The sequence below is a fragment of the Phytopseudomonas seleniipraecipitans genome (genome assembly GCF_900102335.1).
GTDB lineage: Bacteria > Pseudomonadota > Gammaproteobacteria > Pseudomonadales > Pseudomonadaceae > Aquipseudomonas > Aquipseudomonas seleniipraecipitans.
Genome location: NZ_FNBM01000006.1, coordinates 1 through 19532, shown reverse-complemented (window position 1 = coordinate 19532; position 19532 = coordinate 1). Strand labels below are relative to the sequence as shown.

The 19532-nt window shown below is 61.8% G+C and carries 15 protein-coding genes; 5 read left to right on the top strand and 10 right to left on the bottom strand.

Annotated elements, in window-relative coordinates:
- Positions 1 to 142: 142 nt before the first annotated feature.
- The 8 genes from rpsA to BLS60_RS13675 form a co-directional block, all read right to left on the bottom strand.
- Positions 143 to 1825 carry a 30S ribosomal protein S1 gene (gene rpsA, locus BLS60_RS13710; protein WP_070883014.1) on the bottom strand — a complete coding sequence of 561 codons (1683 nt, stop codon included), beginning with the start codon at positions 1823 to 1825 and terminating at the stop codon, positions 143 to 145.
- 138 nt (positions 1826 to 1963) lie between these two features.
- Positions 1964 to 2653 carry a (d)CMP kinase gene (gene cmk / locus BLS60_RS13705; RefSeq protein WP_070883013.1) on the bottom strand — a complete coding sequence of 230 codons (690 nt, stop codon included), beginning with the start codon at positions 2651 to 2653 and terminating at the stop codon, positions 1964 to 1966.
- Positions 2650 to 4893: a bifunctional prephenate dehydrogenase/3-phosphoshikimate 1-carboxyvinyltransferase gene (locus BLS60_RS13700; RefSeq protein WP_092369009.1), complete on the bottom strand. Its 2244-nt coding sequence runs from the start codon at positions 4891 to 4893 to the stop codon at positions 2650 to 2652. Before BLS60_RS13700 ends, cmk begins: the two co-directional genes overlap by 4 nt.
- A complete protein-coding gene (gene hisC / locus BLS60_RS13695) occupies positions 4890 to 5999 on the bottom strand; it encodes a histidinol-phosphate transaminase (protein WP_092369006.1) in 1110 nt (369 codons plus the stop codon). The genes BLS60_RS13700 and hisC overlap by 4 nt, the downstream gene beginning before the upstream one ends.
- Before the next feature lie 83 nt (positions 6000 to 6082).
- Positions 6083 to 7192, bottom strand: coding sequence for a prephenate dehydratase (pheA, locus tag BLS60_RS13690; RefSeq protein ID WP_070883010.1), 1110 nt, complete (start codon positions 7190 to 7192; stop codon positions 6083 to 6085).
- Positions 7192 to 8277 carry a 3-phosphoserine/phosphohydroxythreonine transaminase gene (serC, locus tag BLS60_RS13685; protein WP_092369003.1) on the bottom strand — a complete coding sequence of 362 codons (1086 nt, stop codon included), beginning with the start codon at positions 8275 to 8277 and terminating at the stop codon, positions 7192 to 7194. The genes pheA and serC overlap by 1 nt, the downstream gene beginning before the upstream one ends.
- A gap of 94 nt (positions 8278 to 8371) precedes the next feature.
- Positions 8372 to 11185, bottom strand: coding sequence for a DNA gyrase subunit A (gene gyrA, locus BLS60_RS13680; protein WP_070883008.1), 2814 nt, complete (start codon positions 11183 to 11185; stop codon positions 8372 to 8374).
- Between the two features lie 224 nt (positions 11186 to 11409).
- Positions 11410 to 12480: a s-methyl-5-thioribose-1-phosphate isomerase gene (locus tag BLS60_RS13675; protein WP_092369000.1), complete on the bottom strand. Its 1071-nt coding sequence runs from the start codon at positions 12478 to 12480 to the stop codon at positions 11410 to 11412.
- Between the two features lie 141 nt (positions 12481 to 12621).
- On the opposite strand from BLS60_RS13675, the gene BLS60_RS13670 reads away from it, so the two are divergent.
- Positions 12622 to 13950, top strand: coding sequence for a TRZ/ATZ family hydrolase (locus BLS60_RS13670; protein WP_092368997.1), 1329 nt, complete (start codon positions 12622 to 12624; stop codon positions 13948 to 13950).
- Positions 13951 to 14074: 124 nt separating this feature from the next.
- Positions 14075 to 14773 carry a bifunctional 2-polyprenyl-6-hydroxyphenol methylase/3-demethylubiquinol 3-O-methyltransferase UbiG gene (gene ubiG / locus BLS60_RS13665; RefSeq protein WP_092368994.1) on the top strand — a complete coding sequence of 233 codons (699 nt, stop codon included), beginning with the start codon at positions 14075 to 14077 and terminating at the stop codon, positions 14771 to 14773.
- Between the two features lie 122 nt (positions 14774 to 14895).
- Here ubiG and BLS60_RS13660 read toward each other — a convergent pair whose 3' ends face one another.
- Positions 14896 to 16149, bottom strand: coding sequence for a pyridoxal-phosphate-dependent aminotransferase family protein (locus BLS60_RS13660; RefSeq protein WP_092368991.1), 1254 nt, complete (start codon positions 16147 to 16149; stop codon positions 14896 to 14898).
- A gap of 317 nt (positions 16150 to 16466) precedes the next feature.
- Between BLS60_RS13660 and mupP the strand changes: the two genes are divergently transcribed.
- The 3 genes from mupP (at position 16467) to BLS60_RS13645 (ending at position 19175) form a co-directional block, all read left to right on the top strand.
- Positions 16467 to 17138 carry an N-acetylmuramic acid 6-phosphate phosphatase MupP gene (gene mupP, locus BLS60_RS13655; protein WP_092368989.1) on the top strand — a complete coding sequence of 224 codons (672 nt, stop codon included), beginning with the start codon at positions 16467 to 16469 and terminating at the stop codon, positions 17136 to 17138.
- Positions 17139 to 17261: 123 nt separating this feature from the next.
- Positions 17262 to 18002 (top strand): YciK family oxidoreductase, encoded by a 741-nt coding sequence (locus BLS60_RS13650; protein WP_092368986.1) that lies wholly within the window; start codon positions 17262 to 17264, stop codon positions 18000 to 18002.
- A 249-nt stretch (positions 18003 to 18251) separates the two neighbouring features.
- Positions 18252 to 19175, top strand: coding sequence for a GGDEF domain-containing protein (locus BLS60_RS13645; RefSeq protein ID WP_092368983.1), 924 nt, complete (start codon positions 18252 to 18254; stop codon positions 19173 to 19175).
- A 60-nt stretch (positions 19176 to 19235) separates the two neighbouring features.
- Here BLS60_RS13645 and BLS60_RS13640 read toward each other — a convergent pair.
- On the bottom strand, positions 19236 to 19532 hold a 297-nt coding region (locus BLS60_RS13640; RefSeq protein ID WP_143024602.1), incomplete at its 5' end, for an integrase core domain-containing protein.

The following is a 19532-nucleotide window of genomic DNA, read 5'->3' as shown; positions in this document are numbered from 1 at the left end:
TCCAGGCCGCTTGGGATGCCGGTGAAACACCAGTGGCAGGCGCCATCCTTTGCTTGGTTTCAGCGCCCTTACCGCACGAATTACTTTCTCGCAGGCATAAAAAAGGGCGACCGAAGTCGCCCTTTTTTGGGATTACCCGAACTTAGTTCTGGTTTTCCATTTGCGCACGAATCAGATCACCAATGGTGGTCGGACCGGAAGTTTCAACTTCCTGCTTGCTGCGCATTTCTTTGATGGCTTCTTTCTCGTCTTCAACGTCTTTCGACTTGATCGACAAGCTGATCACGCGGCTCTTACGATCGACGCTGATGATCTTGGCTTCAACTTCTTCGCCTTCTTTCAGAACGTTGCGCGCGTCTTCAACGCGGTCACGGCTGATTTCGGAGGCTTTCAGAGTCGCTTCGATGCCTTCGGCCAGGGTGATGATAGCGCCCTTGGCGTCAACTTCTTTCACGATACCGCGAATGATGGTGCCTTTGTCGTTGACGGCAACGTAGTCGGAGAACGGATCTTCTTCCAGTTGCTTGATGCCCAGGGAGATGCGCTCGCGCTCTGGGTCGACCGACAGGATGACGGTTTCCAGCTCGTCGCCCTTCTTGAAGCGACGTACGGCTTCTTCGCCGACTTCGTTCCAAGAGATATCGGACAGGTGAACCAGGCCGTCGATGCCGCCGTCCAGACCAATGAAGATACCGAAATCGGTGATCGACTTGATGGTGCCGGAGATCTTGTCACCCTTGTTGAACTGACCGGAGAAGTCTTCCCACGGGTTGGTTTTGCACTGCTTGATACCCAGGGAAATACGACGACGCTCTTCGTCGATGTCCAGAACCATGACTTCCACTTCGTCGCCAACCTGAACGACTTTCGACGGGTGGATGTTCTTGTTGGTCCAGTCCATTTCGGAAACGTGTACCAGGCCTTCCACGCCTTCTTCCAGCTCTGCGAAGCAGCCGTAGTCGGTCAGGTTGGTCACGCGCGCCATAACGCGGGTGCTTTCCGGGTAACGCGCCTTGATAGCAACCCATGGGTCTTCGCCCAGCTGCTTCAGGCCCAAGGAAACACGGTTACGCTCGCGATCGTACTTCAGAACCTTGACATCGATCTCGTCGCCAACGTTGACGATCTCGGACGGGTGCTTGATACGCTTCCAGGCCATGTCGGTGATGTGCAGCAGGCCGTCGACGCCACCCAGATCCACGAATGCGCCGTAGTCGGTGAGGTTCTTGACGATACCTTTGACCTGCTGGCCTTCCTGCAGCGATTCCAGCAGGGCTTCGCGCTCTGCGGAGTTTTCAGCTTCCAGGACGCTACGACGGGAAACGACAACGTTGTTGCGCTTCTGGTCGAGCTTGATGACCTTGAACTCGAGCTCTTTGCCTTCCAGGTGAGTGGTATCACGCACCGGACGGACATCGACCAAGGAACCTGGCAGGAACGCACGGATGCCGTTAACGTCGACAGTGAAGCCGCCTTTAACCTTACCGTTGATAACGCCCTTGACCACTTCCTCAGCGGCGAAAGCTGCTTCCAGGACGATCCAGCACTCGGCGCGCTTGGCTTTTTCGCGGGACAGCTTGGTTTCACCAAAGCCATCTTCAACCGCGTCCAGCGCGACGTGAACTTCGTCACCGACCTTGATGGTCAGCTCGCCTTGTTCATTGAAGAACTGCTCCAGAGGGATGACGCCCTCGGATTTCAGGCCAGCGTGAACAGTAACCCAGTCGCCGTCGATGTCGACCACGATGCCAGTGATGATGGCACCCGGCTGCATGTCCAGGGTTTTTAGGCTTTCTTCAAAAAGTTCTGCAAAGCTTTCGCTCATGTTGATTCCTGTTGGATCGGGCGGGGATTCGCCCTGCTCCGCATTCCAGACAATGCGGGTTTATTCATATAAAAGGAGGCCTACGGGACGTGGACTGGTCTCCCGTATGCCTCCCCTGCGAGCCGAAAATGGCTCCTTTCAACCGGCGAGGTCGCGATTGGCGACTTCGCTCAGAATTCTTTCAAGCACCTGCTCGATGGACAATTCAGTGGAATCCAGCTGGATCGCGTCGGCTGCCGGCTTGAGCGGAGCCACCGTGCGCTGGGTATCGCGCTCATCGCGCGCCCGAATCTCATCGATAAGACTCGCAAGATTAACATCATCACCCTTGGCCTTCAACTGCAGGTAACGCCGATTGGCGCGCTCTTCGGCACTGGCGGTCAGGAAGACCTTGAGCGGCGCGTCAGTGAACACCACCGTGCCCATGTCGCGACCATCGGCGACCAGGCCGGGGGATTCGCGAAAGGCCCGCTGTCGTTGCAACAATGCGTCACGCACCGCAGGCAGCGCGGCGATCTGGGAAGCACCCGCACCGATCTGCTCGTTGCGAATGGATTCGGTGACTTCCTCGCCTTCGAGGATGATGCGTTGCGGCTTGCCGTCACCGGCCGCGAGAAACTGTACGTCGAGGTGGGCGGCCAGCAGTTTCAGCGACTCTTCATTGGTCAGGTCAACGCCGTGGTTGCGCGCAGAGAATGCCAGTAGGCGATACAGCGCACCCGAATCCAGGAGATTCCAGCCCAGCTGCTTGGCCAGCAGGCCGGCAACCGTGCCCTTGCCCGAACCGCTTGGGCCGTCGATGGTGATGACTGGTGCGTTGCTGTTCATTGCTGCCCCTCCACTGCGACGCGAATACCCACCTGCTCAGCAAGCGCGAGGAAGTTGGGAAACGAGGTGGCAACGTTGGCGCAGTCGTGGATGCGAATCGGCGCTGTTGCGCGCAGCGAGGCGACGCTGAAGGCCATGGCGATGCGGTGATCACCGTGGCTGTACACCTCGCCGCCAACGATGGTCTGCCCGCCGTCAATGATGATGCCATCTTCGGTCGGCTCGACGTTCACACCCAGGCTGATCAGGCCATCGGCCATCACCTGGATACGATCGGACTCTTTTACGCGCAGCTCCTCGGCGCCGCGCAATACCGTGCGCCCCTCGGCACAGACCGCAGCGATAAACAGCACCGGGAATTCATCGATGGCCAGCGGCACAAGGTGCTCGGGAATTTCGATGCCCTTGAGTTTGGCGCCGCGCACACGCAAATCAGCAACCGGCTCACCGCCGACCTCACGCTGGTTTTCCAAGGTGATATCGCCACCCATCAGGCGCAGGATGTCGATGACGCCGGTGCGGGTCGGGTTGATGCCGACATGCTCGAGCAGCAGGTCGCTGCCCTCGGCGATGGACGCAGCCACCAGGAAGAAGGCAGCCGAGGAAATGTCCGCCGGCACTTCGATACGGGTGGCGGTCAGCTTGCCACCTGCCTGCAGGGAAGCCACAGGGCCGTTGGACTCGACCGCGTAACCAAAGCCGCGAAGCATGCGCTCGGTGTGATCACGGGTCGGCGCCGGCTCGGTGACCGTGGTCACGCCTTCGGCGTACAGGCCCGCCAGCAGCAGGCAGGATTTAACCTGGGCACTGGCCATCGGCAAGGTGTAGGTCAGCGCCTTGAGCGTCTGGCCACCGCGGATGGTCAGCGGCGGACGACCGTCCGGGCCGGTCTCGACCACCGCACCCATTTCACGCAGCGGATTGGCCACGCGATTCATCGGGCGCTTGGACAGCGACGCATCGCCGGTCATGGTGACGTCGAACGGCTGACCCGCCAGCAGGCCGGACAGCAAGCGCATGGAGGTGCCGGAGTTACCCACGTAGATCGGGCCGGGTGGCGGCTTCAAACCATTCAGGCCGACGCCATGAATGGTTACGCGGCCATGGTGCGGCCCTTCGATGACCACCCCCATGTCGCGGAACGCCTGCAGGGTCGCCAGGGCGTCTTCACCCTCGAGGAAGCCTTCGACTTCGGTAGTGCCTTCGGCCAGCGAGCCGAGCATGATCGAGCGGTGGGAGATGGATTTGTCGCCTGGAACGCGGATACGCCCACGCACAGTGCCACCAGGGTTAGCCAGGAAAACCAGATCGTTCGAGTGCATAGCGTCCACATAGGCCCGACGGGCCAGTATTTTGCTGAAATGTTCGCGGGCCACGCGGGCGCGCGTGAATACGCCCAGCAGGTGATGCCCGTCCCCTGCGTCCACCGCGTCGCGCAAGGCGTCGAGGTCATCGCGAAATACATCCAAGGTGCGCAGCACGGCTTCGCGATTGGCGAGAAAGATGTCGTGCCACATAACCGGGTCACTGCCGGCGATTCTCGTGAAATCGCGGAAGCCGCCGGCGGCGTAGCGGAAGATTTCCAGATTTTCGTTGCGTTTGGCCAGCGAGTCGACCAGACCAAAGGCCAGCAGATGTGGCAGGTGGCTGGTGGCCGCGAGCACTTGGTCGTGGTGCTCGACCTGCATGTGCTCGACATCGGCACCCAGCTCGCGCCACAGCTGATCGACCCGTTGCAGGGCCACGGCATCGGTCTGCGGCAACGGCGTGAGGATCACCTTGTGGCGCTTGAACAGCTCGCCATTGGCCGCCTCCACCCCGCTCTGCTCGGAGCCGGCAATCGGATGACCCGGCACGAAACGCGCCGGCACGCCACCGAATGCTGCGTCGGCAGCGCGCACCACATTGCCTTTGGCGCTGCCGGCATCGGTCAGCACCGCATCGCCCAGATCCAGCCTGGCCAACTCACCGAGCACGCGCTCCATGGCCAGGATAGGAACGGCCAGCATGATCACGTCGGCGCCCTCGCACGCGGCAGCCAGCCTTTCTTCGCAGCGGTCGACCACGCCCAGCTTGACTGCCATGCGCCGCGCTTGCGGATCGAGGTCGACGCCAACCACTTCCCGGCAGACACCACGGGCCCGCAGGCCCTTGGCGAACGAGCCGCCGATCAACCCGAGCCCGACCACCACCAGACGCTCGACCAATGGCGTCGTCACCGCTGCATTGCGTGCAGTCACGCGCTCAGTACCTTGCGCAGCGCTTCAAGGAAGCGGGCGTTCTCGGCCGGCAGGCCGATGGAGACGCGCAGGTGATTGGGCATGCCGTAACCGGCCACCGGGCGCACGATCACGCCTTCGCGCAGCAGCCCCTGGTTGATCGCCGCGGTGTCGCGCCCGAAGTCGATGGCCATAAAATTGGCCTTGGACGGAATCCAGCCCAGACCCAGCTCGCGGCAGCCTGCCTGCAGCTGGAGCATGCCGGCGGCGTTGATCTCGCGGCTGCGCGCCAGGTAATCGGCATCATCAAAAGCGGCGCAGGCCGCTGCCAGCGCGAAGCTGTTGACGTTGAACGGCTGACGCACACGGTTCAGCACATCGGCGATCTGCGCCGAACTCAGGCCGTAGCCAACACGCAGCGACGCCAGCCCGTAGGCTTTGGAGAAGGTCCGCGAGACCAAGAGGTTGACGTGATCGGCGAGGAAATCCAGGCCATCCGGCAGCTCGTCACCGTCGGCGTATTCGATGTAGGCCTCGTCCAGCACAACCAGCACGTTTTCAGGCACACCGGCGAGGAAGTCGCGCAGCGCCTGGGTATCGAACCAGGTGCCGGTCGGGTTGTTGGGGTTGGCGATAAATACCACACGGGTGTTGGCGTCGATGGCCGCCAGCATGGCCGGCAGGTCATGGCCGAAATCCACGGCCGGCACCACCTTGGCCTGTGCGCCGACAGCCTGGGTGGCGATCGGGTACACGGCGAACGCGTGTTCGCTGAACACTGCATTCAAACCAGGCGCCAGGTACGCGCGAGCGACCAGCTCGAGGATGTCGTTGGAGCCATTGCCCAGGGTCACCTGTGCCGTGGAAACGCCACAGCGCTCGGCCAGGAGGGTTTTCAGCGTGAAACCATTGCCGTCCGGGTAGCGAGTCAGCTCATCCAGCTCGGCACGAATAGCCGCCAGCGCCTTGGGGCTTGGGCCGAGCGGGTTTTCGTTGCTGGCCAGCTTGACGATGCTGGCCGGGTCCATGTTCAGCTCGCGGGCCAGTTCATCGACCGGCTTGCCTGGCACGTAGGGGGACAGCTTCTGCACGCCTGGCTGTGCCAGGGCGATGAAATCACAGCTCATATACAGGCCTCAGGCTGCAGGCCCAGGCTGCGGTACAAGCCTGATTCCGCCTGTAGCCCGCAACCCGCGGCCTGGAGCCGCAGTTAAAGTACTGCTTTCGGGTAGGAGCCCAGCACCTTGAGCGCCACGGCTTCCTGATTGATTTTTTCCAGCACGTCCTTGATCAGCGGGTCGCGATGGTGACCGACGAAGTCGATGAAGAAGGCGTAGGTCCACTTGCCGCTACGCGACGGGCGGGTTTCGATGCGCGTCAGGTCGATGCCGTTATGGTGGAACGGCACCAGCAGCTCGTGCAGCGCGCCCGGCTTGTTGCGCATGGAGACAATGACCGAGGTTTTGTCGTCGCCGGTCGGCGGGACTTCTTGGTTGCCGATGATCAGGAAACGCGTGGAGTTGTCCGGGCGATCCTCGATCTTTTCGGCGAGCCGGGTCAGGTCATACAGATTGGCCGCCATGTCACCCGCGATGGCCGCCGAATTCCACTCGCTTTTCACCCGGCGAGCGGCATCGGCGTTGCTGGAAACCGCCACGCGCTCGACATTCGGGTAATGGGCGTCCAGCCACTTGCGGCACTGGGCCAGGGACTGGGCGTGGGAATAGATGCGGGTAATGCGGTCGGTCTTGGTGGCGTCACCGACCAGCAGATGGTGGTGAATACGCAGCTCCACCTCGCCACAGATCACCAGGTCGTGTTCGAGGAAACTGTCGAGGGTGTGGTTGACCGCGCCTTCGGTGGAGTTCTCCACCGGCACCACGCCAAAGTTGACGGCGCCCGCCACCACTTCACGAAACACCTCATCGATCGCCGCCATGGGCTGACTGATCACCGCGTGACCGAAATGCTTCATCGCCGCAGCCTGGGAAAAAGTACCTTCCGGGCCCAGGTAAGCGACTTTCAGAGGGTTCTCAAGCGCCAGACAGGAGGACATGATTTCGCGGAACAGGCGCGCCATTTCCTCGTTGCCGAGCGGGCCGCGGTTGCGCTCCATTACCCGCTTGAGCACCTGCGCTTCGCGCTCGGGACGGTAGAACACCGGCTGTTCACCCGCGGGCAGCGAGGCCATTTTCACTCGCGCGACTTCTTCGGCGCAGCGCGCACGGTCGCTGATCAGCTCGAGAATCTTCTCGTCCAAGTTGTCGATGCGCAGGCGCAGGGCCTGCAGCGCCTGGTCGGTGTTCACGTCCGTTGCCATCAGGCGTGCTCCTTCTCGAACTCGGCCATGTAAGCGACCAGCGCCTGCACAGCGTCCAGGCCGACTGCGTTGTAGATGGAGGCACGCATGCCGCCCACCGAGCGGTGGCCCTTGAGATTGAGCAGGCCACGCGCATCGGCTCCGGCCAGGAACGGCTTGTCCAAGCGCTCGTCGCCAAGGCGGAACGGCACGTTCATCCACGAGCGGGCATTGCTGGCGATCGGGTTGCTGTAGAACTCGCTGGCGTCGATCACGCCGTACAGCAAGTCCTTCTTGGCCTTGTTGCGCTGCTCCATGGCGGCGACACCACCCTGTTCTTTCAGCCACTCGAACACCAGGCCCGACAGGTACCAAGAGAAAGTCGCCGGGGTGTTGTACATCGAGCCGTTATCGGCGGCGATCTTGTAGTTGAGCATGGTCGGGCAGCTGCTGCGTGCACGGCCGAGCAGGTCTTCACGAATGATCGCCACCACCAGACCGCTCGGGCCGATGTTCTTCTGGGCGCCGGCGTAGATCAGACCGAACCTGGAGATATCGACTTCGCGCGAAAGAATATCTGAGGACATGTCGACCACCAGCGGCACGTCGCCAGTCTCGGGAATCCAGTCGAACTGCAAACCGCCAATGGTTTCGTTGCTGGCGTAATGCAGGTAGGCGGCATCCTTGGACAGCTGCCACTCGTTCTGCCCGGGAATCGCGAAGTAATCGTAACCTTTGGCACTAGCGGCGACATTGATGTTGCCGTAGCGACGAGCCTCGTCGATGCTTTTCTTCGACCAGATGCCGGTGTCGATGTAATCGGCGGTGCCGTCTTCGGGCAGCAGATTGAGCGGAATTTCCGCGAATTGCTGGCTGGCCCCGCCTTGCAAGAACAGCACTTTGTAGTCGGAGGGAATGGTCAGCAGATCGCGTAGATCCTGCTCGGCCTTTTCAGCGATAGCGGTGTACTCGTCGCTGCGATGGCTCATTTCCATGACGGACAGGCCTTTGCCCTGCCAGTCGAGGAGTTCGGCCTGGGCACGCTGCAGAACGGCTTCGGGAAGCGCGGCCGGGCCGGCGCAGAAGTTAAAGGCTCGCTTGCTCACAATTCACTCTCGCTTGACTGTCTGGTTACAGCGCTACATCTATCTGGCGAAATGCTGCCCGCAACACCGTGGTGTTGCGGGCAAAGCGGCGCGCTTACGCGTCGCGGTCTTCCACTGGCTCGTCGCCTTCGGCTGCCGGCTCTTCGCCAACAGCGGCTTCGCCGGCCTCATCGATTTCGGCGACGACGATAGGATTGCCCTCTTCGTCCAGCGCCTCTTCGATGTCTTCTTCGGATGGCTCCTGCACGCGCTCCAGGCCCACCAGTTTCTCGTCCTTGGCCAGCTTGATCAGGGTTACGCCCTGGGTGTTACGGCCGGAACTGGAGACTTCGTCGACGCGGGTGCGCACCAGGGTGCCCTGGTCGGAAATCAACATGATCTCCTCGCCGTCCTGCACCTGGATCGCGCCGATCATCGGACCGTTACGCTCCTTGGTGACCATGCCGATCACGCCCTGGCCGCCACGACCGCGACGCGGGAACTTGGAGAGCGCCGTGCGCTTGCCGAAGCCGCGCTCGGAGGCGGTGAGGATCTGCGCGCCGGACTCGGGAATCAGCATGGAAATCAGGCGCTGATCCTTGCCGATGCGCATGCCGCGGATACCACGGGCGCCACGACCCATGACACGCACCACACTCTCGGCGAAACGGATCACCTTGCCGGCACTGGAGAACAGCATGACTTCCTTGGCGCCGTCGGTGATGGCGGCGGCGATCAGGGTGTCGCCTTCCTTCAGCTTCAGGGCGATCAGGCCATTGGAGCGCGGACGGCTGAACTGCACCAGCGGGGTTTTCTTCACGGTACCGGAGGCGGTGGCCATGAAAATGTACGCGCCAGTCGGCTCGGCCACCAGTTCGGCAGTCTCGCCTTCGATTTCTTCGATTTCGGCGACTTCTGCTACTTCTTCGGCTTCGACAATCTCGCCTTCGAGCACGGCGTCGTCGCTGTCGTCGATGTCATCGGCACCCGCCTGCTGCTGCAGGGCTTCGAGGTCGATCTGCAGCATGGTGGTAATGTACTCGCCCTCCTCCAGCGGCAGCAGGTTGACCAGCGGACGACCACGGGCGGCGCGCGACGCCTCGGGTATTTCGTACGTCTTGAGCCAGTACACCTTGCCCTTGCTGGAGAACAGCAGCAGCGTGGCGTGGCTGTTGGCGACCAGCAGATGAGCGATGTAGTCCTCATCCTTGATACCGGTGGCCGACTTGCCTTTGCCGCCACGGCGCTGGGCCTGGTACGACGTCAATGGCTGAGTCTTGGCGTAACCGCTGTAAGAGATGGTCACCACGCGCTCTTCTTGGGGGATCATGTCCCCAAGGGTCAGATCCAGACGCGAATCGAGGATCTCGGTACGGCGCTTGTCACCAAACTCGGCCTTGACCGCTTCCAGCTCCTCACGGATCACTTCCATCAGGCGCACGGCGCTGGTGAGGATGCGGATCAGCTCGCCGATCTGGGTGAGGATTTCCTGGTATTCGGCCAGCAGCTTCTCGTGCTCGAGGCCGGTCAGGCGGTGCAGGCGCAGGTCAAGAATCGCCTGAGCCTGTTCCGGCGACAGGTAGTACTTGCCGTCGCGTAGACCGAACTGCGCATCGAGGTGTTCCGGGCGGCAGGAGTCGGCGCCAGCGCGCTCGACCATGGCTTCCACCGCGGTCGATTCCCACGCTGTAGCGATCAGCGCTTCCTTGGCTTCGGACGGCGTTGGCGAGGCCTTGATCAGGGCGATGACCGGGTCGATGTTGGACAGCGCAACGGCCTGGCCTTCAAGGATATGGCCACGCTCACGTGCTTTGCGCAGCTCGAACACGGTACGCCGGGTCACCACTTCACGGCGGTGCAGGATGAACGCCTCAAGCATGTCCTTGAGGTTGAGAATCTTCGGCTGGCCGTCGATCAGCGCGACCACGTTTATGCCGAACACGCTCTGCATCTGGGTCTGGGCGTAGAGGTTGTTGAGGATGACCTCCGGCACTTCACCACGACGCAGCTCGATGACCACGCGCATACCGTCCTTGTCGGACTCATCGCGCAGCTCGGTGATGCCTTCAAGCTTCTTCTCTTTGACCAGCTCGGCAATCTTTTCGATCAGCCGTGCCTTGTTCAGCTGGTATGGCAGCTCGGTAACGACGATCTGCTGGCGGCCACCGACCTTGTCGATGTCTTCGACTTCGGCACGGGCGCGGATGTAAATCCGCCCGCGGCCGGTGCGGTACGCTTCGACGATACCGGCGCGGCCGTTGATGATGCCAGCGGTGGGGAAATCCGGGCCCGGGATGTATTGCATCAGGTCATCGACCGTCAGCTCCGAGTTGTCGATCAGCGCCAGGCAACCGTCGATGACTTCGCTCAGGTTGTGCGGCGGAATGTTGGTCGCCATGCCCACGGCGATACCGCTGGAGCCGTTGACCAACAGGTTGGGAATCTTGGTCGGCATGACCGCCGGGATCTGCTCGGTGCCGTCGTAGTTGGGCACCCAGTCGACGGTTTCCTTGTGCAGGTCGGCCAGCAGCTCGTGAGCCAGCTTGGTCATGCGCACTTCGGTGTATCGCATGGCGGCGGCGTTGTCGCCGTCCACCGAACCGAAGTTGCCCTGGCCGTCGACCAGCAGGTAGCGCAGCGAGAACGGCTGAGCCATACGGACGATGGTGTCGTAAACGGCGGTATCACCGTGCGGGTGGTACTTACCGATCACGTCACCGACCACACGGGCGGATTTCTTGTACGCCTTGTTCCAGTCGTTGCCCAGCTCGCTCATGGCGAACAGCACCCGACGGTGCACGGGCTTGAGGCCATCGCGCGCATCCGGCAAGGCACGCCCGACGATCACGCTCATGGCGTAGTCGAGGTAGGACTGTTTCAGTTCGTCTTCGATGTTGACCGGGAGGATTTCTTTGGCCAGTTCGCCCATGAGTAGCCTGATTCCTTTTTTCTGGTGAAGCTCCACCCATTCAAAAGGAATCGGGCGAAGCGCGTCGCGATGGCATCAGGCCAGCGACGACTCACGACAAATCAATACGTTATGCCATGTATTCGAGCAGTGACGGCGACCGCTGACGGCGCCCCTGAAAACTGCCGGAGCTTACCACAAAGCATGCCCTGCACCTATCCCTGGCGGTGTACGAAGCCAGGGGTTTAGTGCAGATGCTTGCGTGACAACAGTTGCGCCAGCTTGGCGACGTCAGGTCGCTCGATGATGCCCTTCTCGGTGACCAGAAAATCCACCAGGTCGGCCGGTGTCACATCGAACTGCGGCTCTATCTCATCCACCCCAGCCACCCGCTCACGCTGCGGATAGCCAAGCGGCGCATGGCCGAGCTCGTGGAAACACGCCTCGCCGCTTTCGGCCTGCAGGTCGATGAGCGCGCTCGGTGCCACCACCATCAAACGTACTCCATGGTGCATGGCGGCGACCGACAGTTGATAGGTGCCGATCACACCAAGCACATCGCCATTGGCAGCGATTTGCTCTGCACCGACGATGGCCCAGGTAACGCCACGCACCTTCATCACATGAGCCAACGCTGCGTCGGTGCTTACACCTACAGCGATGCCCTCCTCGACCAGCTCCCAGGCGGCCAATTTGGCGCCCTGCAACAACGGGCGGCTTTCACCGAGGTAACAGCGTTCAAGCAGGCCTTCAAGATGAGCGCCACGAATCACCGCCAGCGCGGTGCCGAAGCCGCCACAGGCCATTGCGCCGGCACAGCCGATACTCAGCAGGTTCTGCGAATTGCCCTGGAAACTGCGGATCAGTTCCACACCCAGTTGCGCCATGGCCAGATTGGCTTCGCGGTCGCGCTGATGGATGCCATGGGCCTCGTCTTCGAGTATCGCCAACGGCTCAGCATCAGGCCGTGCGTGCGCCAGGCGCTGATGCATCTGTTGCAGCAACCAGTCGGCATCGCGGCGAGGCAGGCCAGCATTCACCAGCAGGTGGGCGTCGGTCTGCAGGCCTGCCTGCCAGTCGCCGCCCTCGTCCGCCCGCTGGCGAGCGCCGAGCAACAAGGCATAGGCACTGCACAGGGTCGTCGCCGAGGCGCCCTGCACCGCGCCGCGCGCCAGCAGCCCGCTCACTGCAGAAAGGGAGTGGCAGGCATGCCAGATCTGCTCAGCCGGCAGACGGCCTTGATCGAGCACGTGCAGGGCTCCGTCGCGCCAAACAAAGCCCACAACCTGCTCGGCAGCCAGCAAACGTTCGCGCATCACCCACTCCATCCTAGAAAGCCGGCCAGTATACGCCGCGCAATCAGCTAGCAGCACATGCGTTGCTCGCGCACTACCGCGCACCTTCAAGACCGCGGCATTCCTCTATAGACTCAGCGTTTTGGATAACGGAACCCGCCCATGGCCGACGCCCAGCTCGACCTTCTATTGCTGCCCACTTGGCTGGTGCCGGTCGAGCCGGCCGGCGTTGTGCTGCACGATCACGGCCTGGGCATCAAGGACGGCAAAATCGCTCTCATCGCGCCGCGTGAAGAAGCGCTGCGCCGCGGCGCGTCGGAAATCCGTGAGCTACCCGGTCGCCTGCTGACGCCGGGCCTGGTCAACGCCCACGGCCACGCCGCCATGACCTTGTTCCGAGGCCTGGCAGACGACCTGCCACTGATGACCTGGCTGGAAAAGCACATCTGGCCGGCAGAAGCCAAATGGGTCGATGAGCAGTTCGTGCAGGACGGCACCGAACTGGCGATCGCCGAGCAGATAAAAAGCGGCATCAGCTGTTTCGCCGACATGTATTTCTTTCCGGAAATGGCCTGCGAGCGGGTTCACGCCAGTGGCATGCGCGCGCAGATCAGTATTCCGGTGCTGGACTTTGCCATTCCCGGCGCCCGCGATGCCGACGAGGCGCTTCGCAAGGGCCTGACACTGTTTGACGAGATGAAGCACCATTCGCGTATCAGCGTCGCCTTTGGCCCCCATGCGCCTTACACGGTCAGCGACGCTAATCTGGAGAAACTGCGCATCCTCGCCGAAGAGGTAGACGGCGGCATTCATATGCACGTGCAGGAAACCGCCTTCGAAGTGCAACAGAGCCTCGAGCATTATGGTGAGCGTCCACTGGCACGCCTGTACCGCCTCGGCCTGCTCGGCCCACGCTTCCAGGCCGTGCACATGACTCAGATCGATGACGACGATATCGCCCTGCTGGTCGCCACTAACAGCAGCGTCATCCACTGCCCGGAATCCAATCTCAAGCTGGCCAGCGGGTTTTGCCCGGTCGAGAAGCTTTGGCAGGCCGGCGTCAACGTCGCCATCGGCACCGACGGTGCCGCGAGTAATAATGACCTAGACCTGCTCGGCGAAACCCGCACCGCCGCCCTGCTGGCCAAGGCCGTGGCCGGTTCGGCCAGCGCGCTGGACGCCCACCGCGCGCTGCGCATGGCGACGCTCAATGGCGCACGGGCGCTCGGCCTCGATGAGGAGATCGGTTCGCTGGAGCTAGGCAAGGCCGCCGATATCGTCGCCTTCGACCTGCGCGGCCTGGCCCAGCAACCGGTCTACGATCCCGTTTCGCAGCTGATCTACGCCACCTCGCGAGACTGCGTCGAGCATCTTTGGGTCGCCGGCAAGCCGCTGCTTGAAGATCGTCGGCTGACTCGCCTGGACGAGGAACGCATTATCACGACCACCCAGCAATGGGGCGCGAAGATTGCCGGGCGTCCGACCCATTGATCACAAACTACGGCAAACTGTCACACCTCAACGACCAACCCGGCGCGCATCACGCCGGACAAAGCTGGCACCATGAGCGCTTCACGCGCCATGTCATACGCATCCGCTTTATTCAGGGAATACCATGAGCAACGTCGACCACGCTGAAATCGCCAAATTCGAAGCCCTCGCCCACCGCTGGTGGGACCGGGAAAGCGAATTCAAGCCCTTGCACGAGATCAACCCGCTGCGGGTCAACTGGATCGACGAGCGCGCCGGCCTGGCCGGCAAGAAGGTACTCGACGTCGGCTGCGGCGGCGGCATCCTCAGCGAAGCCATGGCCCAACGCGGCGCCACAGTGACCGGCATCGACATGGGCGAAGCGCCGCTGGCCGTGGCGCGCCTGCATCAGCTGGAGTCCGGTGTGGAAGTGGACTATCGGCAAATCACCGCCGAGGCCATGGCCGAAGAGATGCCCGGCCAGTTTGACGTGGTCACGTGCCTGGAAATGCTCGAACACGTGCCTGACCCGTCTTCGGTGATTCGCGCCTGCCACAAGCTGGTCAAACCCGGCGGCCAGGTGTTCTTCTCCACCATCAACCGCAACCCCAAGGCGTACCTGTTTGCGGTGATCGGGGCGGAATACATCCTGCGCCTGCTGCCGCGTGGCACCCATGACTTCAAAAAATTCATCCGCCCATCCGAGCTGGGCGCCTGGAGCCGCGACACCGGTCTGCAGGTCAAGGACATCATCGGCCTGACTTACAACCCGCTGACCAAGCACTACAAGCTGGCCAACGATGTCGACGTCAACTACATGGTGCACACCAGCAAGGCGGGCTGATCGCCGCCTGCGTACTCCGCACATGAGATCTAGCTGAATAGCGGCCGGGCACTGCTCGGCTGATGCTCGGGCCCCGCTGCTCGCCGAGGTCCGCAGCACCCTGCGCCACAACTTCTCTCGCCCTACGCCGTCGACGGGGTCAGCTGACAATGTTCCTCGTAATGCCCCCAGGCCGCCTGCATCGCGGCGCCCTGGACGGTGCGAAAGCCGAGGCGATTCAACACAGCTTCCAACGCGCCGAGGGTCTGCATCACGCAATCCTTGCGGGCGTTATAGCCCATGGTACCGATACGCCAAACCTTGCCAGCGAGGGGCCCGAAGGAGGTGCCGATCTCGATGCCAAAATCCTCGAGCATCAGCTTGCGCACCTGGTCGCCATTGACCGCTTCGGGAATCACCACGCCTAACACGTTGTTCATCTTGTGATCGAGGTTGCCGAACGTCTCCAGGCCCATGCCTTGAATGCCCTTGAGCAGCGCATCGCCGTGCAGCTTGTGGCGGGCGATGCCTGCATCCAGCCCCTCTTCATCTATTATCCGCGCGCACTCGCGAGCCGCAAACAGCGCGGACGTTGCCTCAGTGTGGTGATTGAGGCGCTCGGGGCCCCAATAATCGAGGATCATGCCGAGGTCGAAATAGTTGGAGTAGATCATTTCGTCGTCGCCATTCTGATGAGCAGCGGTACGAATACCGGCCTCCACACAGGCGCGGCGACGAATGACCTCCTCCATCTGCGCACTAAGCGTGATCGGCGCCGTGCCGGATGGCCCGCCCAGGCACTTCTGCAGGCCGGCGGAGACCGCATCCAGGCCCCAGGCATCGGTATCCAGCGGGTTGCCACCCAACGAGGCGGTGGCATCGGTATAAAACAGCACGCCGTGGCGGCGGCAGATGTCGCCCAGTTCCGCCAGCGGCTGCAACATGGTGGTCGACGTGTCGCCTTGCACAGTCAGCAGCAGACGCGGCTTAACCCGCTTGATTGCATCCTCGATCTGCTGGGCACTGAATACCTCGCCCCACGGCACTTCGATGGTGTGGACGTCGGCACGACAGCGCCGGGCGATTTCACACAGCAGGTGACCAAAGCGGCCGAACACCGGCACCAGCACTCGGTCGCCGGGACGGATCGCCGAGACCAGGATGGCCTCAATGCCCGCGCGCGAGGTGCCATCGACTAGCAACGTGGCCGTGTTGGCGGTGCGGAACACGCTGCGGTAGAGCGCCATCACCTCGTTCATGTAACGGGTCATGGCCGGGTCGTATTGACCGATCAGCTGGCTGGACATGGCGCGCAGCACGCGCGGGTCGGCATTGATCGGGCCAGGGCCCATCAACAGGCGCTGGGGCGGATTCACGGGGAGATAGCTTCTGGTCATACATTCTCGCTGGAGGCAATCAAGCCGTATCCGATGGTACCCAGGCTACGGGGCGACTGCTACCGGCCTGTCACTGGATCGGCTCGCTGATACCGGCCGAAAGGCGAAGCCGCTAGGCCACCCAGGGCACTCTGACGCGCGGCTTAACGGTTGAACAACGGCTGCACGCTGCGACAAAGTGACATACAGTGGCAGAAACACCAGAGCCCATACATCCTCCGGAAAATGGCACCATGCACATCCGGCCCGTGACCAGCATTCCCAGCCGCGGACCAACCCGTTTTAAACCCTCAGACTCGAGTCCCCAAGGAGGCCTGATGCGCTTGCGCGCGGTTCTTTTCGACATGGACGGCACACTGCTCGACAGCGCGCCCGACTTCATCGCCATCTGCCAGGCCATGCGTGCCGACCGCGGCCTGCCGCCTGTGGATGACAAGCTGATTCGCGATCACGTCTCGGGCGGCGCTCGGGCGATGATCGTCAACTCGTTCGACATCGACCCCATGAGCGAGGGCTTCGAGGCCTTGCGCCTGGAGTTTCTGGAGCGCTATCAGGATCACTGCGCGGTGTTGACTCGCCCCTTCGACGGCATGGAAGCGTTGCTTGAGGACATCGAGCGCGCCAAGCTGATCTGGGGCGTGGTGACCAACAAGCCGCTGCGCTTCGCCGAGCCGATCATGCAGCGCCTGGGCCTCGCAGAACGCTCGTCGATTCTTATCTGTCCCGACCACGTGACGCGCAGCAAGCCGGATCCGGAACCGATGACCCTGGCCTGCACGACCCTCAAGCTGGACCCCGCCAGTGTGTTGTTCGTCGGTGATGACCTGCGCGACATCGAATCAGGGCGAGCGGCAGGCACCAAGACTGCGGCAGTGACCTACGGCTACATTCACCCTGACGACAACCCGCGTCACTGGGGCGCAGATGTGGTGGTCGATCACCCCCTGGAATTGCGCGCTGTGCTTGATCAAGCGCTGTGCAGTTGCTGAGACGCTCGCGAATCCATTGACAGCAGTCAGCGACGGCACCTGTGCCGTCGCTCAGAATCAGCCCCCAGCCCGTCCGCAAATTTCGGTTTGCCCTTTCCACACCGCTACCTGAAGGACCCTGCCATGTTCGATTACAGCGCCCGCCCCGACCTGCTCAAGGATCGCGTGATTCTGGTCACCGGCGCAGGACGCGGAATCGGTGCCGCGGCGGCACGTACCTACGCCGCCCACGGCGCCACCGTGTTGCTGCTCGGCAAGAGCGAAGACAACCTGGCACGCACTTATGACGCCATCGAACAGGCCGGCCATCCCAAAGCCGCGGTGATCCCTTTCGATCTGGAAAGCGCACTGCCGCACCAGTACAACGAATTGGCCGCGATGCTCGAAAAGGAATTCGGCAAACTCGACGGCCTGCTGCACAACGCCTCGATCATCGGCCCGCGCACACCGCTTGAGCAGCTGTCCGGCGAACACTTCATGCGCGTGATGCAAATCAACGTCAACGCGATGTTCATGCTGACCAGTACGCTACTGCCGCTCCTCAAGCTGTCGACCGATGCGTCGGTGGTGTTCACGTCGAGCAGCGTCGGCCGCAAGGGCCGGGCCTATTGGGGCGCCTACGCAGTATCCAAGTTCGCCACGGAGGGCCTGATGCAGGTGATGGCCGACGAGGTAGATGGGCTCACCGCGATCCGCGCCAACAGCGTCAACCCAGGCGGCACCCGTACCGACATGCGCGCCCAGGCTTACCCTGGCGAAAATCCGCACAACAATCCGACGCCCGACGCGATCATGCCGTTGTACCTGTACCTGATGGGCCCGGACAGTCAGGGCATCAACGGCCAGGCTTTTGACGCTCAATAGGCGCCGTTAGGATTTTTCCCAGCCGCAATCAGCGGCACGCATCATGACGACAGTAAATTGTCGCCCACTGCAAAAGGCCGGCAGATCATTGCCGACCTTCTGACAGCAGATTGCCACCAATGGCCTTGCGCCGTCGCATTCTTGTCTCAACCCATTGAACCTAAAGGCTTTCGCGCGGACCTAAAAGACTGGCACGAAATTCGCTCTATGGCTTTTAAGCCGTCACGAAGCGCCAGAGGTTCACCCAAAATGGTTCCACCTAGCCAGAAAAACACGATCGATTTCGATGCTGCCAAACTGCAGCGCCTCGGCTTCGCGAATCGTAAAGATCAGGCCCGTCCGATCAGCCTTGCGCAGCTACGCCAGCGGCTGGGACTGCATTTGCAGACCAGCCTGGACGCGGAGCGCATCCTGAGCATGTTTTTCCGCGAGATTCAGCAGCTGGTGCCGGTTGATACCCTGGGTTATCAACATCAGAGCAGCGACCTGCGGCTGGATATGGGCAAGCAGGCGAATCATTCAGCCACCTATCGCCTCAGCCATGAGAGTGAATACCTGGGCGAACTGACTTTCCGCCGTCGCCAACGCTTTTCCGACCAGGAACTCGCGCAACTGGAGTCGCTGCTGGCCAGCCTGCTGTTTCCGCTGCGCAATGCGCTGCTTTACCGCGTCGCCATCCAAAGTGCCCTGCGTGATCCGCTGACCAATACCGGCAACCGCATCGCCATGGATCAAGTGCTGGGTCGCGAGATCGAACTGGCACGCCGCAACGCCCAGCCGCTGTCGCTGTTGATGCTCGACATCGACCATTTCAAACGTATCAACGACGAACACGGGCACAGCGCCGGTGACGAGGTACTGAAGGCTGTCGCTGCCACGTTGAAAGACCAGTTGCGCAATATCGACATGGTGTTCCGTTACGGCGGCGAGGAATTCATGGTGCTGCTATCCGGTACGCCGCGCGAAGGTGCGGCGCTGGTTGGCGAACGTCTGCGCCAGTCGGTCATAGACCTGCAATGCGTAGCGCAGGGCAAGCCTATTGACCTGTCAATCAGCCTCGGTTGCGCAACGCTGGAAGCCGGTGAGGGCCTCGAAAGCCTCCTCGACCGCGCCGACAAAGCGCTGTACAGCGCCAAACGCAGTGGCCGCAACTGCATGGAGATGGCGGGCTGAAAGCACTCTCACTGGTGCTGTGACGGTGTCTAGTCCTGAAATAGGTTTACACCGTTTCAGTTAGATTTGTGGTTCCAAAAACGCCCGATGCACCGCATCGGGCGTTTTGTATTTCAGGGCCAGATGTGGACGCTCCTTGTTATAGATCCTGACCGCCTCGTTGACCATTGCTCTAGCCTGCTCTAAATCACTGGGGCTGCGCAGCAGCAGTTCGTTCTTCAGAATTCCGTTAACCCGCTCCGCAAGCGCGTTCTGATAGCAGTCGTAGCCATCGGTCATCGAACACTGCACACCGTGATACTTGTGCAGCGCTTGGTAGAGCGCCGAGCAATACTGGATACCGCGATCGGAGTGATG

Bases quoted from the DNA above. Each gene is read 5' to 3' on its own strand.
- rpsA (WP_070883014.1), bottom strand. From the start codon at position 1,825: ATGAGCGAAAGCTTTGCAGAACTTTTTGAAGAAAGCCTAAAAACCCTG.
- cmk (WP_070883013.1), bottom strand. From the start codon at position 2,653: ATGAACAGCAACGCACCAGTCATCACCATCGACGGCCCAAGCGGTTCG.
- hisC (WP_092369006.1), bottom strand. From the start codon at position 5,999: ATGAGCTGTGATTTCATCGCCCTGGCACAGCCAGGCGTGCAGAAGCTG.
- pheA (WP_070883010.1), bottom strand. From the start codon at position 7,192: ATGGCAACGGACGTGAACACCGACCAGGCGCTGCAGGCCCTGCGCCTG.
- gyrA (WP_070883008.1), bottom strand. From the start codon at position 11,185: ATGGGCGAACTGGCCAAAGAAATCCTCCCGGTCAACATCGAAGACGAA.
- BLS60_RS13675 (WP_092369000.1), bottom strand. From the start codon at position 12,480: ATGCGCGAACGTTTGCTGGCTGCCGAGCAGGTTGTGGGCTTTGTTTGG.
- BLS60_RS13670 (WP_092368997.1), top strand. From the start codon at position 12,622: ATGGCCGACGCCCAGCTCGACCTTCTATTGCTGCCCACTTGGCTGGTG.
- ubiG (WP_092368994.1), top strand. From the start codon at position 14,075: ATGAGCAACGTCGACCACGCTGAAATCGCCAAATTCGAAGCCCTCGCC.
- BLS60_RS13660 (WP_092368991.1), bottom strand. From the start codon at position 16,149: ATGACCAGAAGCTATCTCCCCGTGAATCCGCCCCAGCGCCTGTTGATG.
- mupP (WP_092368989.1), top strand. From the start codon at position 16,467: ATGCGCTTGCGCGCGGTTCTTTTCGACATGGACGGCACACTGCTCGAC.
- BLS60_RS13650 (WP_092368986.1), top strand. From the start codon at position 17,262: ATGTTCGATTACAGCGCCCGCCCCGACCTGCTCAAGGATCGCGTGATT.
- BLS60_RS13645 (WP_092368983.1), top strand. From the start codon at position 18,252: ATGGTTCCACCTAGCCAGAAAAACACGATCGATTTCGATGCTGCCAAA.